Source organism: Pseudomonas sp. NFX98 (assembly GCF_047784845.1).
GTDB lineage: Bacteria > Pseudomonadota > Gammaproteobacteria > Pseudomonadales > Pseudomonadaceae > Aquipseudomonas.
In genome coordinates, this window is sequence record NZ_JBLNNF010000008.1 from 23047 (window position 1) to 38752 (window position 15706).

The window sequence follows — 15706 nt, forward strand, 5'->3', positions numbered from 1 at the left end:
AGCCCTTTCTTCGCCGATCCTTAGCCATGCGCGTCGACCGTTTCCTCAGCAACCTGCCCCGCTTCAACCGTAAGCAGGTGCGCCTGTTGCTGGTCGAAAAGCGCGTCCGGATTGACGGAAATATCGTCAGCGACCCGCACAGCGAAGTCCGCGAGTTCAGCCGCGTCGAGGTCGACGACGAATTGCTGCAAGTCGGCAAACCGTTGCGCCACTTCATGCTGAACAAACCCGCCGGTTGCGTCAGTGCCACCCGCGATCCTCAACACCCGACCGTGCTCGACCTGATCCACGAACCGGACAAGGGCGAACTGCACATCGCCGGGCGCCTGGATTTCAACACCACCGGCCTGATGCTGATCACCAACGACGGCAGCTGGTCGCGCCGCCTGACCCAACCGCAGACCAAATTGCCGAAGATCTACTACGTTGAAACCGAGCAGGACATCGGCCCCGAATACGCGATCACCTTCAACGAAGGGCTGTACTTCGCGTTCGAAGACCTCACCACCCAACCGGCCGGGCTAGAGCTGCTCGGGCCGAAGTCGGCACGCCTGAGTATCGTCGAAGGCCGCTATCACCAGGTGAAGCGCATGTTCGGCCACTTCAACAACAAAGTGATGCGCCTGCACCGCGAACGCATGGGCCCCTTGGTGCTCGACGATGCGTTGAAACCGGGCGAATACCGCCCACTGACCGATGAAGAGATCGGATTGATCTAAGCAGCCTACCGCTCAGCAGAAGTTGTCGAACAATTTACCAAAGGCACTTGCGCAATGATGTGACCCCTGCTTGAATCAGGACGTCGGCCGAAATGTGACCGACGAGTCACAACATACTTCTAAGAAACTTTTTGCCGGTAGGAACCCTTTGGTTCCGGCCTCACCCGGCAGACTGCCCGCCAATAACAATACCCGTCGACCGGACTGCACTGGATCGACATGGGCCTCCAAATTCCAGGCATATGCCTACCTGTCACAAAGCTCGTGCAATCTCTTTTGCGCGCATACCCGCTTGCCAGGAGTCTTATGACATGAGGCCAGAAATCGCTGTGCTGGATATACAGGGTCAGTATCGGGTTTACACGGAGTTCTATCGCGCAGACGCCGCAGAGAAGACCATTATCTTGGTCAACGGCTCGATGGCCACGACTGCGTCGTTTGCACAAACCGTGAAAAACCTTCACCCGCAGTTCAACGTGGTTTGCTACGACCAGCCCTACGCGGGCAAGTCAAAAGCCCACAACCTGCATGAGAAAATGCTCACCAAGGAAATCGAAGGGCAGATCCTCCTGGAGCTGATCGACCACTTCGCCGCCGAACACGTGCTGTCGTTTTCCTGGGGTGGTGCCGCGACCATGGTCGCGCTGTCGCAACAGCCACGACGCATCGAAAAAGCCGTGATCAGCTCGTTCTCCCCGGAAATCAACTCGCACATGCTCGACTACCTCGAGCGCGGCGTCGATTACCTCGGCAGCCGGGACGGCGACCGGGTCGGCAACCTGGTGAACAGCACCATCGGCAAACACCTGCCAACGTTATTCAAGCGCTTCAATTATCGGCACGTCAGTTCCCTGGCCGAGCATGAATACGGGCAGATGCACTTCCACATCAGCGACCTGCTGCACAGTGATCGCCAGTGCTTTTTCAAAGCCGCACAGAAAATCAACGTGCCGGTCCTGTTCATGAACGGCGAGTGGGACGAATACACCGCCGCCGATGGCGCCCGGTTGTTCGCCAACCACGTGCAACACGCCACCTTCACCACTCTTGAAGCCACCGGCCACTTTCTCGACATGGAACACAAAGCCGCCTGCCGAGACAGCCGCAACGCACTGATGGGGTTCCTGAAACCGGCACAGCACGAAAGCCGACCGCGTTACCACTACGTCCAGGACCACCATGCATTGTCCATCTGAAACAGCGTCATCGCGAGCAAGCTTCGCTCTACAGTGTTGAACGCATTCCTGTAGATGCGAGGCTCGCCCGCGACAGACCGTCATGCGGTCGATGCCCCGTGTCATCTGCGCTAAAGCCGTCTGGTATAAAGAAAAACTTCATTTCCACGCGCACATCTGGTACAAAGTCACCGCTCTGAGCGGGTGTCGTATAATGGCATTACTCCAGCTTCCCAAGCTGATAACGAGGGTTCGATTCCCTTCACCCGCTCCAATCGAATTTTGGTCTCACGTTAAGAGGGTTTTGACGGGGGATGTAGAGACAGAAAAAACCGGCCTTGATGGCCGGTTTTTTTATGGGCGCGATTTGGTTCGCTTTTCCATAAACGGAAAATTAGCGTTTTTCCGCAAGATCTGCGTTTTGTTAACGTTTTACTTGTCTCGGTAACGAATTTCGTCCTTGAAATCGGTAGCAACAAATACCTTATACCGGCTACTGATCTTTTTTCATACGATCCGACGGCCCCACACCCAGTAAGGCCAGCTCAACGTAGAGACTGTGTGATGAACATTAAACCTATTCGCAGCCAAGAAGACCTGACCGCTGCACTTGCCCGTGTTGAGCAATTGTGGGGCTCGGAAGTCCGCTCTCCGGAAGGCGATGAGCTGGAGATTCTTGCGTCGCTCATCGAAAAGTACGAAGACGAGCATTGCCCAGCGGAAAAACCTCGCAATACACAAAACACGTAAACCCAACCTTGCACAAACCCATTTCGGCAGGGCCCTCCTAGACTCGAGTCCTATCGCTGCATCACCGAACCAGGAAGGTTTGGTGGTTATAGTGTTGATTACAAAAAATCAGTAGGTATAGTAACCACAAGCACACCACAGGGAGGTGATGTGAATAGCCGATTTTTGATAAGCCAAATCGTTGCGGACGGTTGGTATCTGGTACGAATCAGAGGCAGTCATCACCACTTCAAGCACCCGACCAAGCCGGGGTTGGTGACCGTCCCTCACCCGAAGAAAGATCTGCTCAAGAAAACGGCCATCAGTATTTTGCAACAGGCGCTGCTTTGACGAACGCTAGGCGCTAAGTCCTCGGAGGACAATGAACATGCTTTACCCAATTGCGATTTCAATGGGCGACGACGAGCACGCCTGGGGCGTTGAAGTCCCCGATATTCCGGGCTGCTTTTCCGCCGGGGAAGATCTTGATGACGCGATGGCGATGGCCCGCGAAGCCATTGAAGGCCATTTCGAGATTCTGGCCGAAGATGGTTCGCCCATTCCGCCCGCCAACAAAGTGACCTTGCACGCGGCTGATCCAAAATATGCGGGGTGTGCGTGGGCGTTGGTGGACATTGACGTGACCAAATACCTGGGCAAAGCCCAGAAACTGAACATCACGCTCCCCGGCTACCTGCTCAACCGTATTGATGAATATGTACTGCACCATCCGGAGGAGAAAAGCCGTTCGGGCTTTCTGGCGTCGGCGGCACTTAAGGTGTTGCAGCAGGGCTGATGAGATTGCGTCAGCGAGAAATCAACCGGTCCCATGTGGCCGGTTTTTTTTGACCGGGGTTTCGTGAACCACCCGACCTTTGAGCGCGAAAACGAAGCCGTTTTATAGAAAAAGCAACGTCCTACAATAGTCTGGGAAATGTCCGTACACTTGCGCATTGCTGTGTCTTTGTCATGAGCCCTATAGTCCGAACGCGCCCAAATGGCGTGTCGGGTTTGGCGACTCGACGATACGGTGCAGAAGCTTCCGAGTGGTTAATCGGTGCGCTTTTGAACGCACTGTGCTGCCTGTTTTTTGGTAGCTGTGCGTGGGAGATCTTAGGATCTGCCGGTTTTGCCGTGTCCCGGTTCGCCAACCCGCGTACAGCTGCCACCCTTTGTTTGGCGACGATGGAGTGGTTAATTCAAAATTACACGGAAATCACTCATGCAAGAGTTCATGGCTTTAACCAGCAACGCCGACGATCTCCCCTCGTTTTACGTCAACACCACCCAACCGTTGCACTCATTGCTCAGCAGCGCCCGATACCGAATCGGTGCGGTGACGCAGGTTCTCGAAAACCTCGCGATGCGTGGTGAAATCAACACCGACTCGGTCATTCTCAGCGACTTCGCATTGTTGTGCTGCATCCCTCTGCGTGACGGCTGCGATGTGCTGGATGTGATCGCTCGGCGCATGGATGCAGAGCAGGCTTGATGATTGATTGGGCGCCTTTCCAGGCGCCCTTTATGTTTCAGAGCGCCAAGGGCGAAGTCCATGGAGGACGATGAACATGTTTTATCCGATTGCGATTTCAAAGGGTGATGATGAACAGGCGTGGGGCGCAGAAGTGCCCGACGTGCCTGGTTGTTTTTCTGCTGGCGAAGATCTGGGGAATGTAATGGCCATGGCTCGCGAAGCCATTGAGGGTCATTTCGAGATTCTCTTCGAAGACGGTGACCCGATTCCATCAGCCAACGAAGTTGCGCTGCATGCGGCCAATCCAAAATATGCCGGTTGTGTGTGGGCGCTGGTGGACATAAAGATGCGTACAAATTGAATTAACCGAAGCTTCCCACTGATGACCCAAAACGTCGCCGCACAAGCGGCGCTTGCCGAAGAACGGGAGCGGCCGATGATGTTGGTCGCGGTTCAACGCTGAAGACGCCCCTGCCACCCTGGCGCTCGTATAGTTTTCGTATAGATCCTCGCTTCTCAGTAAAGATGCAGTAGCAAGGCGTTGAGCCCGGAGAAAGATCACTTACTCTCCCGGCTCACCTATCGCTAAGAGATCAACATGGCCAGTTCAGAGTTGGGGATCATGATCATTTCAATGATCGGGTTGTTCGGCTTTGCCTCGTTTGCATTTGAATACTTGAGCGCCCGCCGCTCAAAAAAGAACAAGCTGCCGTAATGATTCGGGCGGTCAAGAAAAGGGACAGATGACTCTCGAGGTCATCTGTCCCTTTTTCACATCAGCGCGTTGCCACCAAAAACAAACGTGGGAACGGCAGCAGCACCGAACCATCGCTGAGCGCCGGATAAGCCTTTTCGATAGCCGCCTGATACTGCTTCAGATACTGCGCCCGTTCCACCTCATTCAGCGGTTCGAGAAACGGTCGCAAACCGCTGCCCTTGAACCACTCGACTACGCCCGAGGCACCGTCCGCCAGCGGATGATGGTAAGTGGTGCGCCACACATCGACGCGGGTGCAGCAGGCTTTCAGTATCGAGTAGTAGCCGCTGGCACTTTCCATGTCAGTTCGCTGCCCAGCAGCGCCCGCCAGTTTGCCTGCCCACGGTCCATCAGCGGCGACTTCGCGCATCAAGCGATGTGAAGGTTCGTTGAGATTGTCCGGCATCTGAATTGCCAGGCTGCCACCGGGCGCAAGTTTGTTCACCAGCGCAGGCAGCAACGTGGCGTGATCAGGCACCCACTGCAATACCGCGTTGGCGAAAATCACATCGAACGGACCGCTGTCGTTCCAGGTGTCGATATCCGCGATATCAAACTGCACATTCGGCAAGCGCTTGCGCGCGGCCTCGATCATGTCGGTGGAACTGTCCAAGCCACGGACCGCAGCGCCGGAAAAACGCTCCACCAGCAACTCGGTGGAGTTACCCGGACCACAACCGATGTCGATGGCCGAGCGCACATCCCCGGCGGGAATTGCCGCCAGCAGGTCACGGGCTGGACGGGTGCGTTCATCTTCAAAAGCGACGTATTGTTTGGCGGACCAACTCATTGCGTTCTCCTGTCGGTGTGTTGTCCTCGGGTCGCTACGATACCGCGTTGAACATCATCAAAGGTTTCAGAAAACCGGTTGTTCAGTCATATCGAATTTTCACCTTGCCGCCACTGTCTGAAATTCAAGCGCCCTCTCATAAGGAACACGGCCATGAAATTCGCAAAAGTCGCGCAGAAACTCGCCCTGTGGGCCGGCAGCCCCACCACCTTCATGGGGGCGATCATTCTGATTTTCTTGTGGGCGGTGAGTGGGCCGTTTTTTGGTTACAACGACACCTGGCAACTGGTGATCAACACCTCGACCACGATCATCACGTTCCTGATGGTGTTCCTGATCCAGAACACGCAGAACCGCGACACGGACATTTTGCATTTGAAGGTCGATGAGTTGTTGCGGGTGACCAAGGAAGCGCAGAACGCGATGCTCGGGCTTGAGGCGTTGGACCTCAAGGAACTGGAGGCGCTGAGAAAGCAGTATCGAACTCTTGGCGAGGGCCAGACCGTTTCCCTGGACGGCACCGTCGTCCAGGAAAATGGCAAGCAGGATCTGAATAAATGCTGATCAGTGGCTAGCGACTGGCCTGCAGCGCCCTGGCCATCTGCAGATGATTTTGCAGTTTGGGCAGGGTTTCTTCGGCGAAGGCTTTGATTTCCGGCACGTCGGTGGTTTGCGCCGTTTGCTCAAGCTGCTCGATGGCTTCCTGAGTGGTTTTCACTTGGCTCGCCGCGTAGGCCTCGTCAAACGTCGTGCCTTCCAAAACCTCTGGCATCAAGGTCTTGGCTTTTTCCACCACTTCCTCTCGCGGCGCCACCGGCAGATCCAGTTGCTTGGCGATTTTCGCCAGGTGCTGGTTGGCGGTGGTGCGGTCGTTGATCACGACGATGGTGTAATCCTTGACCTCTTTGGATTCGGACTTCTGATGCGCCAAGCGGCTGGCTTCGATTTCGGCCACCCCTTTGGCCGAGGCATCGTTGATGAATTCGGTGGGTGTCTGAGCGAAGGCACTGTTGGCAATCAGGCCCAGTAACACGGCAAAACCGCTGTTGCGTAATCGGGTGGCCATGCGGTTCATGGTCGCGCCCTCCTCTTCAAATTCAAACGGGAGCTTTCGCCCCCGCTTCTCAATCAAAACTACCTTCATCCATTACTTCGATTTCTGTGCGGGCTTGCGGCCTATATCGGGTTTAGGCTCTTTATCGACAGTCGTGGTGGTGGTTTTCCCACCTTTGCGACCGGCTTCAGACGCCTTCGTTCGATCGTTGGCGAAGTTTCCCGAGTTCGAGTTTCTTGAGTTAGGCATGATTCTCTACCTCTTGGTAATGATCGCGGCGAGCTTGAGCCCGCATAGAATCTGAATTTTCGCGCACCAAAAGGTTTAGAAAACCTGAAATCGCCACGACGAACGGTGGCGATTTTTTTCAGACGAGCCGCAGGTGATGTTCGCGCTTGGCGGTGTACATCGCTTCATCGGCGTGACGGAATAGCTGCTTTTCTTCCGTGCCGTGTTCGGGGTATTGAGCCACGCCGATGCTTGGCTGGATATGCAGGCTGTGTCCGTCCAGGCGCAGCGGTGCGGCCAGCACCTGGCGGATTTTGCCGGCCACGCAGTCGGCATCGCCCGAGGCGTGGATGCTGTGCAACAACACCACAAACTCGTCACCGCCAATACGCGCCACGGTGTCGGTTTCGCGCACGCAGCCCTTGAGACGATTGGCTACGGTTTGCAGCAACATATCGCCGACCGCATGGCCGTGTGTGTCGTTGACTTGCTTGAAGCGGTCGAGATCGACATACAACAACGCCATGCGTCCGCAATCCGCGCGGGCCGCCTCGATTGATAGCTTCAGCCGGTCACGCAACAATTCGCGATTGGGCAGTTGGGTCAATTGATCGTACTGGGCCATACGTTGCAGCCGCGCATGCAATTGCTTGCGCTCAATCGCCGTCGCGACCTGGGCGCAGACGTACTGCAACAGCTCTTTATCCTGCTCGGTGTAGCGCTCGCCGCCGGGAATGCTTTTGACGATCAGTGCGCCGATGGTGCCGTTCTGCGAATTCAGTGGCACGCCCAGCCAGCAAGGCGAGTTCTGCCCGGTCACCAGAACCTCGAAGCCCTCGGGTGGATTTTCCTGGTCCGGGGTCAGCAGGATCGGCAGGCCGGTACGGATGACCTCGGCGCACAGCCGCCCGGTGATGGTGCCGGGCTGTTCGGGTTCTGATTCGTGGTCGTCGACGTGATAGGGGAAATTCAGCTGCGCGCAATGTTCGTCATACAGCGCCACGGAAAAATTAAGTGCCGGCAACCACTCGCCGATGATCAAGTGAATGCGCTTGAACAGCGCCAGCAAATCCTCCGCCGCATGCGCCGCTTCGGAAATCGCATACAACGCCGCTTGCCGGGACTCGGCCTGCTTGCGCTCGGTGATGTCGCGGGCGACGGCGATGCGCAGTTGATCGACTTCCGACCAGCGCGCAGACCAGAGGATGTGCACCACCTGGCCATCCTTGCGCAGGTAGCGGTTCTCGAAATTGAGTTTGGGATCGCCGCCCATGATTTCGCGTGCAGCATCAAGGGTGCGCTGGCGATCGGCCGGGTGCACCAGATCGATCATTTGCTGGCCGATCAATTCGTCAGGGCTGTAGCCGAAAATGCGCTCACAGGCTGCGCTGACAAAAACGAAGCGACCTTGTTTGTCGACCGCGCAAACGGCGTCCAGCAAGAGGTCGATGTAGCTCGCCAAGGGAGCGGAATTTCTGGTGGTCATGGTGCCGAGCGAATGTCCGAACAATGCTGCAAACAAAAAACCATCCCTGACCAATAACACGTGTGCAACTGATGCAACCCTGCGATCAGCTTCAAGCCTTGTTCGTCACCAGCCCCGGCAGTGCATGGGCCAAAGCATTGATGGCGAAACCGATGAACATCACCCCGCACAACCGGGTAATCGCCAGTTCGTGGCGTTGGTACAAGGTGCGCACCCGGCGCGCCCCGACAATGCCGATGAGGATAGCGTAGGCGAAAAGGCCACCGACGAAGCTCAGGAAGATCAGCCATGGCAGCATCGACCAGGTCAGCAACTCGGCGCGGCTCGACAACAATGCCGTGAACGTGGCCACGGCCACCGGGTACGCCTTGGGATTGGTCAAGCCGAACAGAATGCCATGCCAGAACGGCTGACGCGCCGGGCCTTGCGGCGCCTCGGCAGCGTTGCGACGCGCCCGCACCGCACGCCAGCCGAGCCAGAACAGATAGAGCCCGCTCAGCACGCCAAGCACGTCAAACGCGGTGCTGCCGATTTCCCGCGCGCCGACAATCGCCACCAGCGCAGTGCTGCACCAGATCACATCGCCGAGCAAATGCCCACAAAGAAACCCCGCCCCCGCCCGTCGCCCATGCGCCGCACCAATGCCAAACACAGCCAGCACGCCCGGTCCCGGGGTGATGCCATAAATGAATCCCGAAGCAAGCACGGCCATCAGCAGCGAGGGGGTCATGGGAAGTCCTTTTGAACTGTTTGGTGAATGGTCGCCAGTCTATATCAGGTCTTTGGTTGCCGACTGACTGATCGTCGAAGAACTTCATCAGCCTTTGATCCCTTCGGTAATCCGCTCATTCAACCAATTCAACGCCTGATCCCCGCCCCGCCGCTTGTGCCACACCAAAACAAAGGTAAACGGCGGAATCTCAAACGGCGGCGGCACGACGACCAACGTTGACGTGTCGATGTCGCGCAATGCGCGGGAGGCGACAGTGAGGATCAGGTCGGTGCCGCTGATGAACTCCGGGGCTACGCGCCAGTGCGGCAGGCTGACGGCGACGCGGCGGCGTTCACGGAGGCTGGTCAGGGCACGCTCGATTTCCGGGGTGCCGCTGCCGCGCATTTCCAGCAGGACATGGGGGCGACTCAGATAAGTCGGCAGATCGAGGACGCCGTTTGCGGGCAGGCTGCTGCGATCCACAAGGCAGGCATAGTGCTCTTCGAACAGTGAGGTGCTGCGTAATTCGTTGGGGATTTCTGGAAATACGGCGGCGGCGATATCGATATCACCGTTGAGTACGCCGTCGAGCATGCCTTCGCGGCTGGCGTGGCTGATTTGCAGGTCGATGCCGGGGGCTTCGCGACGCAGCGTGCGGATCAGTCCCGGCAAGACCATGGCGGCGCCGTAGTCGGACATGGCCAGGCGAAAGGTGCGTTTGGCGGTGGCCGGATCGAAAGCGTTCGGTGCCAACAGCGATTGCACCTGGGCCAGGGCTTCGGCCAGCGGCGCCATCAGTTCCAGCGCTCGCGACGTCGGCACAAGGCTGGCACCGGCGCGCACCAGCAGCGGATCACCCAGCAAATCGCGCAATCGCGCCAACGCATGGCTGACCGCCGGTTGACTCAGGTGCAAACGTTCGGCGGCACGGGTGACGTGCTGCTCGCTGAGCAAGGCGTCGAGGATCACCAGCAGGTTGAGGTCGATGCGGCGCAGATCATTCATCTGATGCATGCTCTGTATAGCAAAACGGAATTTAAATCTGCGCGACGAATACTCTAGAGTCCAGCAAAACCTGTTGGAGAATGAACATGAGTACGTTGCATTGGGCCGGCCTGTTGCTGCTGGCCGCGTTCGCCGGGGCCGTGGTGCCGTTTCAGAGTGCAATCAACGTCAATCTCGGGCGCGGCTTGGGTCATCCGTTGTGGGCAACATTGGCATCATTGGTGGTGAGTATTCTGGTGTTGTTGCCAATCATGCTGGCGCTGCGTTTGCCGCTGCCTTCGCTGGCGTTTATCAGTAAGGCGCCGTTGTGGATGTGGGCGGGTGGCGCGTTTGGTGTGTGTTTTATTTCGCTGGCGCTGGTGTTGTTGCCCAAGCTCGGCGCATCGGGGTTCATGGCTTTGGCGTTGGCGGGACAAGTGGTAGCGTCGCTGTTGCTCGATCACTTTGGCTGGTTTGGATTGGTGGAGCGGCAGGTGACATTGCCCAAGGTGTTTGGAGCGGTGTTGTTGATTGGCGGGGTGGTGTTGATTCAGTTTGGTGGGGCGGCGGGGAAAGCAGTGGTAGCGACTTCTTGAAGATCAAAAGATCGCAGCCTCCGGCAGCTCCTACAGGGATGCGTGGTCCGCGTAGGAGCTGCCGAAGGCTGCGATCTTTTAAAACTTGTCGAGGGTACGCAGCTTCTGCGGCAGTCCCCACATCAGCAATGCCACGGCGATCAGCGCACAGACACCAATGACATACAGCGCCGGAGTTGTGCTGCCGGTCAGGTCCTTGATCCGGCCAACCATGACCGGGCTGACGATGCCGCCGAACTGGCCCAGGGTGTTGATCACCGCAATCCCGCCCGCAGCCCCCGCGCCGGCACCGGCCAGCAGTTTCGGCGGCAGTGTCCAGAAGCTCGGGATGGAGGCGATGATCCCGGCGCCGAGCAGGCCCAGCGCGACAATCAGGAACGTCGTGTGGTTAGCGAAAATCCCCGCGCAGAAGAAGCCGATGGCCCCCACCGCGACCAGTCCGGCGACAAACTTGCGGCGTTCGCCGGAAGCATCGGACAAGCGCCCGATCACCACCATGCTGATCGCGCCGCAGATGTACGGAATGGCAGTCAGCAGACCGATCATCACCGGGCTCTCGGTCCCAGCGCTGCGAATCAGTTGCGGCGCCCAGAAGTTCAAGCCGTAGGACGCCACCTGAATCAGGAAGTAGATCAAGCCGAGGGTCAGGAAGCCCGGAATCCGCAGCGCCGCGAGCAGCGAGCCGCCACTCTTGTGTGGTTCATGGTGAGCGATGCGGCTGGCCAGCAGCGTCTTCTCTGACGGCGTCAGCCAATGGGCGTCTTCGATGCGGTCCTTGAGCAAGGTCAGCACCAGCAAACCGAGGCCGATGCACGGCACACCGCCGAGCAGGAACAACCAGTGCCAACCGCGCATGTCCATGAAACCGTCGAGGTGTTGCAGCACCAGACCGGAGAACGGCGCGCCGACCAGACCGGCGAAGGCCGAGGACAGAAACAGCATCGAGGTGATGCGGCCGCGATAGTGCTGCGGGAACCACAGCGTCAGGTAATACAGCACGCCGGGGGCGAAACCGGCTTCCATCGCACCGATCACGAAACGCAGGGTGTAGAACTGCCATTCGCTGTTGACGAAGACCATCAGTGCGGTCGCAAGGCCCCAGGACATCATGATCCGGGCGATCCAGCGACGAGCGCCGACCTTGTACAGCATCATGTTGCTCGGCACTTCGAAAATCACGTAACCGACCACGAACAACCCGGCGCCAAGGCCGTACGCGGTGTCGCTCAGGCTCAGGTCGGTCTGCAACTGGAACTTGGCGAAGCTGATGTTGATGCGATCAAAAAACGCGAACAGGTAGCAGACCATGATCAGCGGCATCAGGCGCCAGGCGACCTTGCTGACCAGGGCTTTTTCTTCATCGTGGCTAACGGCCGGGCTCGCGCCGGCCTCCAGTGCATTGAGGCTCATTGTGGTTCTCCAGGCGGACTTCCCTTGGGGTGTCCGATTGTTTTTGTTGTCTGGTTTAGAGGCGATTTTCTGTAGGAGCCGAGCTTGCTCGCGATAGCGGTGCATCAGTCGCCATCTGAGTCGAATGTGATGCCGTCATCGCGAGCAAGCTCGGCTCCTACAGGGGAATGTGGTGGGTCAGGAAGGCACGGGGTGCAGGTCGCAATTGCGTCCGGCCTTGGCCAGTTGACCGGGCACTTCGTGCCCCAGCAGCGCCGGCAATTTTCGGGATAACTTGAGCAACAACGGCAAGTCGATACCGGTTGGAATGCCGACTTCATCGCACAGGTTCACCAGGTCTTCAGTGCAGATGTTGCCCGACGCACCCGGCGCAAACGGACAACCGCCGAGCCCGCCCAGTGCCGCGTCGAAACGCCGTGCGCCAGCCTCGTAGGCCGCCAGTACATTGCACAGGCCAAGACCTCGGGTGTTGTGGAAATGCAGGGTCAAATCCGCTGGTGATACCCGCTGTAAAACACGTCGGACTAACCGATCAACCTGACGCGGATTGGCCATGCCGGTGGTGTCGGCCAGGGTGATGCCCTGGATGCCGAGTTCCTGATAGGCCTCGACGATTTTCAACACGCGGTCCTCATCGATCTTGCCTTCGAACGGGCAGCCGAACGTGGTGGCGATGCTGGCGTTGAGTCGCACCTTGGAGCCGTGCACGAAATGCACGATATCGCCAAAAGCGGCCAGCGAATCTTCGCAGCGCATGCGCATGTTCGCCAGGTTGTGCGTCTGGCTGGCGGACATCACCAGGTTCAGTTCATCGGCACTGCACGCCAACGCCCGTTGCGCGCCCTTGAGGTTGGGGATCAACGCAACATAGATCACTCCCGGTTGCCGGGTGATGCCCTTGAACACCAACTCGCCATCGCGCAATGCCGGAATGGCTTTTGGCGATACGAATGAACCGGCTTCGATGCGGCCGAAACCCGCCAGCGACAGTTGATCGATCAGGGCGATTTTGTCGACGGTTTCAACCCAGGTCGGCTCGATCTGCAAGCCGTCGCGCGGGGAGACTTCCTGAACGATCAGGCGCCCGGAATAATCAGCGATCATTGCACCACTCCTTCAACTTTCAGGCGTTCGATGTCTGCTGCGGTCAGGCCCAATTGCGCGAGAACACTGTCGGTGTGCTGGCCCAAACCGGGACCGGACCAGTTCACGCCGCCGGGGGTTTCCGAGAGTTTCGGCACGATGCCCGGCATCTTCACTGTGGCACCGCCCGGCAGCTCGGCGTTGAGCAGCATGTCCCGCGCTTGATAGTGCGGATCGGCGACGATGTCGGCCACCGAATAGATGCGCCCGGCCGGGACTTCGGCGGCTTCCAGAGCGGCCAGAACGTCGTCGATTGGCAGGCTGCTGGTCCAGTGGGTGATGGCCGCGTCGAGCAGTCCGCTCTTGGCTGCACGCCCGTCGTTATGGGCGAACTCAGGCGCGTCGGCCAGATCGCGGCGGCCGATTGTTTCCATCAGGCGCTTGTAGATCGGGTCGCTGTTGCCGGCGATCACCACGTAGGCGCCATCCGCCGTGAGGTAAGTGTTGGACGGCGCGATGCCCGGCAAGGCCCCGCAGCTGCGCTCACGCACATGGCCGAGCATGTCGTACTCGGGCACCAGGCTTTCCATGACGTTGAACACGCTTTCGGCCAGCGACACATCGACAATCTGCCCACCGCCCTGCCCGGTCTTGACCCGCAGCAGCGACATCAGCGCGCCGATCACTGCGTGCAACGACGCCAGCGAATCGCCGAGGCTGACACCCACCCGTGCCGGTGGCGAACCGGGGGTGCCGGTGGTGTAGCGAATCCCGCCCATGGCCTCGCCGATGGCGCCGAAACCCGGACGATCACGGTACGGGCCGGTCTGGCCGTAACCGGAGATCCGCACCAGCGTCAGGTTGGGGTTGAGGGCATGCAGCACGTCCCAGCCGAGGCCAAGTTTCTCCAGGGCGCCGGGGCGCAGGTTTTCGATCAACACGTCGGCGCTGGTCGCCAGTTGCTTGACCAGTTCGATGCCTTCAGGGGATTTCAGATTCAGTGCCAGGGATTTCTTGTTGCGCGATTGCAGGTACCACCACAGCGAAGTGCCTTCGTGCAGCTTGCGCCATTTGCGCAAGGGATCGCCTTGGCCCATGGCTTCGATCTTGATCACTTCGGCGCCGAACTCGGCGAGCATGCGCGCGGCGAATGGCGCGGCGATCAGCGTGCCGATCTCGATCACTTTGATTGCACTCAGGGGGGCAGTCATCGCGGGGTACCTCTAGTTGTTCTTGGAATTGATGCCAAGGCTAGAGGACCGGGGGCAAAGGAATCCAACCTTCAGTTGGCAACGGGCGTTCGCGAAATGCGAACGCCTGCGGAAATTATCGTGACCTCCAGGCCGCCATCGCGGGCTTGCCCGCGATGGAGCCAATGCTACCAACCGGGATCTTCAGGCTGGTCCACGCAAATGCTCAAACAACATCCGGCTCACCGGCGACAGCAAGGCCTCATCGCGCACGACCACAATCAAGGCGCGATCCGACCAGTCGTCGGTCAACGGCACCGCCGTCAGTCCCAGCGCTCGACCAAACAATTCATATGCCCGCTGCGGCAGAACGCCGATGCCCATATTGGCCTGGACCATGCGGCACATGGCGTCGAACCCCGGCACATGAATGCGTACCCGCAGCACTTTGCCGGCCTCACGCGCCGCCGCGTGAGTGCGCATGTTGATCGAACTGGCGGCGTGCAGGCCGACGTAATCACTGGCCAGCGTATCGGCGAAGGCCACGCTCGAATGGCCGGCCAGTGGATGATGCGGCGGCATCAACACCACCAGTTTGTCCTGACGGTACAACACGCTGCGCAGGCCTTTGATGTCGCTGTCGATGGAGCAGATCCCGAGATCCGCCACGCCATCCAGAACCCCCTGAATCACCCCGGCGCTGGGCCGTTCTTCGAGGTCAGTCTTGACCTGCGGATGACGCTCGGAAAAGTCCCGCAAGTCTTCGGGCAAGAACTGAATGATCGCTGACAGGTTGGCGAGCATCCGCACATAACCGCGCACGCCGTGGCTGTGCTCGCCCAACTCCAGGCCCATTTTCTCGACGTTGAACAACATCTGCCGCGCATGGTGCAACAGGGTTTCGCCGGCCGGCGTCAGCGTCATGCCCTTCGCCTGACGCACGAACAGGCTGATGCCCAGCGCTTCCTCCAATTCCATCAAGCGCTTGCTCGCCGCCGACACGGCGATCGCTTCGCGCGCGGCTGCACGGGTCAGGGTGCCCTCTTCGTGGACGGCGACAAACAGTTGCAGGGTGATCAGGTCGAGGCGGCGGATCAGGCTTTTTTGCAGCATGGGGGGCTCGAGGGCTTGGCGTTCATCTGAGTCGGCAGGATAGCCCTATTCAGGCCTGGGCTGCCAAAGCAAATGGACCACAACATCACAAGGCAACGCCCTACACGTAAATCTCTCGTAACACTCAAGCGTACCGGAATCAGCCGATTCAAAGTCCTGCACGCGCCACGTAAAGTCTGGAAATACACACGGACAGTTACATCACT

17 protein-coding genes, 1 tRNA gene and 2 pseudogenes are annotated in these 15706 nt (G+C 58.6%); 10 read left to right on the plus strand and 10 right to left on the minus strand.

The genetic code is table 11. From position 1 onward, the window contains the following. Positions 1-26: 26 nt before the first annotated feature. From ACM110_RS12130 to ACM110_RS12165, 8 genes and pseudogenes are all read left to right on the plus strand, one after another. Positions 27-719: a pseudouridine synthase gene (locus tag ACM110_RS12130; protein ID WP_416127951.1), complete on the plus strand. Its 693-nt coding sequence runs from the start codon at positions 27-29 to the stop codon at positions 717-719. Between the two features lie 311 nt (positions 720-1030). Beyond that, positions 1031-1915, plus strand: coding sequence for an alpha/beta fold hydrolase (locus tag ACM110_RS12135; protein WP_416127952.1), 885 nt, complete (start codon positions 1031-1033; stop codon positions 1913-1915). A gap of 179 nt (positions 1916-2094) precedes the next feature. Further along, positions 2095-2168: transfer RNA gene (locus tag ACM110_RS12140), tRNA-Gly, on the plus strand. 290 nt (positions 2169-2458) lie between these two features. Continuing rightward, positions 2459-2611, plus strand: a pseudogene (locus tag ACM110_RS12145) (transcriptional regulator); the annotation flags it as partial. Positions 2612-2794: 183 nt separating this feature from the next. Beyond that, a complete protein-coding gene (locus ACM110_RS12150) occupies positions 2795-2974 on the plus strand; it encodes a type II toxin-antitoxin system HicA family toxin (protein ID WP_007984690.1) in 180 nt (59 codons plus the stop codon). A 37-nt stretch (positions 2975-3011) separates the two neighbouring features. Further along, positions 3012-3419 (plus strand): type II toxin-antitoxin system HicB family antitoxin, encoded by a 408-nt coding sequence (locus ACM110_RS12155; RefSeq protein WP_034150108.1) that lies wholly within the window; start codon positions 3012-3014, stop codon positions 3417-3419. Positions 3420-3845: 426 nt separating this feature from the next. Then, complete coding sequence (locus tag ACM110_RS12160) at positions 3846-4115, plus strand: short-chain dehydrogenase (RefSeq protein ID WP_416127953.1); 270 nt, start codon at positions 3846-3848, stop codon at positions 4113-4115. Positions 4116-4191: 76 nt separating this feature from the next. Next, a pseudogene (locus ACM110_RS12165) lies at positions 4192-4440 on the plus strand (type II toxin-antitoxin system HicB family antitoxin); the annotation flags it as partial. A 433-nt stretch (positions 4441-4873) separates the two neighbouring features. Here ACM110_RS12165 and tam read toward each other — a convergent pair. Further along, positions 4874-5644, minus strand: a complete 771-nt coding sequence (tam, locus tag ACM110_RS12170; RefSeq protein WP_416127954.1) for a trans-aconitate 2-methyltransferase — start codon at positions 5642-5644, stop codon at positions 4874-4876. A 153-nt stretch (positions 5645-5797) separates the two neighbouring features. Between tam and ACM110_RS12175 the strand changes: the two genes are divergently transcribed. After that, complete coding sequence (locus ACM110_RS12175) at positions 5798-6208, plus strand: low affinity iron permease family protein (protein WP_416127955.1); 411 nt, start codon at positions 5798-5800, stop codon at positions 6206-6208. Between the two features lie 7 nt (positions 6209-6215). On the opposite strand, the gene ACM110_RS12180 is transcribed toward ACM110_RS12175, so the two are convergent. The 5 genes from ACM110_RS12180 to ACM110_RS12200 form a co-directional block, all read right to left on the minus strand. Further along, positions 6216-6719, minus strand: a complete 504-nt coding sequence (locus ACM110_RS12180) for a DUF4142 domain-containing protein (RefSeq protein WP_416127956.1) — start codon at positions 6717-6719, stop codon at positions 6216-6218. A gap of 72 nt (positions 6720-6791) precedes the next feature. Continuing rightward, positions 6792-6947 carry a KGG domain-containing protein gene (locus ACM110_RS12185; protein WP_416127957.1) on the minus strand — a complete coding sequence of 52 codons (156 nt, stop codon included), beginning with the start codon at positions 6945-6947 and terminating at the stop codon, positions 6792-6794. Positions 6948-7065: 118 nt separating this feature from the next. Then, positions 7066-8412 carry a diguanylate cyclase domain-containing protein gene (locus ACM110_RS12190; RefSeq protein WP_416127958.1) on the minus strand — a complete coding sequence of 449 codons (1347 nt, stop codon included), beginning with the start codon at positions 8410-8412 and terminating at the stop codon, positions 7066-7068. A gap of 91 nt (positions 8413-8503) precedes the next feature. After that, entirely contained in the window at positions 8504-9142 is a 639-nt protein-coding gene (locus tag ACM110_RS12195; RefSeq protein WP_416127959.1) for a LysE family translocator, read from the minus strand. An 87-nt stretch (positions 9143-9229) separates the two neighbouring features. Continuing rightward, complete coding sequence (locus tag ACM110_RS12200; protein ID WP_416127960.1) at positions 9230-10138, minus strand: LysR family transcriptional regulator; 909 nt, start codon at positions 10136-10138, stop codon at positions 9230-9232. Positions 10139-10215: 77 nt separating this feature from the next. Here ACM110_RS12200 and ACM110_RS12205 point away from each other — a divergent pair, with 77 nt between their 5' ends. Next, positions 10216-10704, plus strand: coding sequence for a DMT family transporter (locus ACM110_RS12205; RefSeq protein WP_416127961.1), 489 nt, complete (start codon positions 10216-10218; stop codon positions 10702-10704). Between the two features lie 78 nt (positions 10705-10782). Here the strand turns inward: ACM110_RS12205 and ACM110_RS12210 are convergent, their stop codons facing one another. The 4 genes from ACM110_RS12210 to ACM110_RS12225 form a co-directional block, all read right to left on the minus strand. Then, the gene (locus ACM110_RS12210; RefSeq protein WP_416127962.1) at positions 10783-12114 is read right to left on the minus strand and encodes an MFS transporter; all 1332 of its coding nucleotides are present in this window, start codon (positions 12112-12114) and stop codon (positions 10783-10785) included. Between the two features lie 177 nt (positions 12115-12291). Next, entirely contained in the window at positions 12292-13218 is a 927-nt protein-coding gene (locus ACM110_RS12215; RefSeq protein ID WP_416127963.1) for a hydroxymethylglutaryl-CoA lyase, read from the minus strand. Then, entirely contained in the window at positions 13215-14408 is a 1194-nt protein-coding gene (locus ACM110_RS12220; RefSeq protein WP_416127964.1) for a CaiB/BaiF CoA transferase family protein, read from the minus strand. Before ACM110_RS12220 ends, ACM110_RS12215 begins: the two co-directional genes overlap by 4 nt. A gap of 183 nt (positions 14409-14591) precedes the next feature. Further along, complete coding sequence (locus ACM110_RS12225) at positions 14592-15500, minus strand: LysR family transcriptional regulator (protein WP_416127965.1); 909 nt, start codon at positions 15498-15500, stop codon at positions 14592-14594. Positions 15501-15706 lie beyond the last annotated feature (206 nt).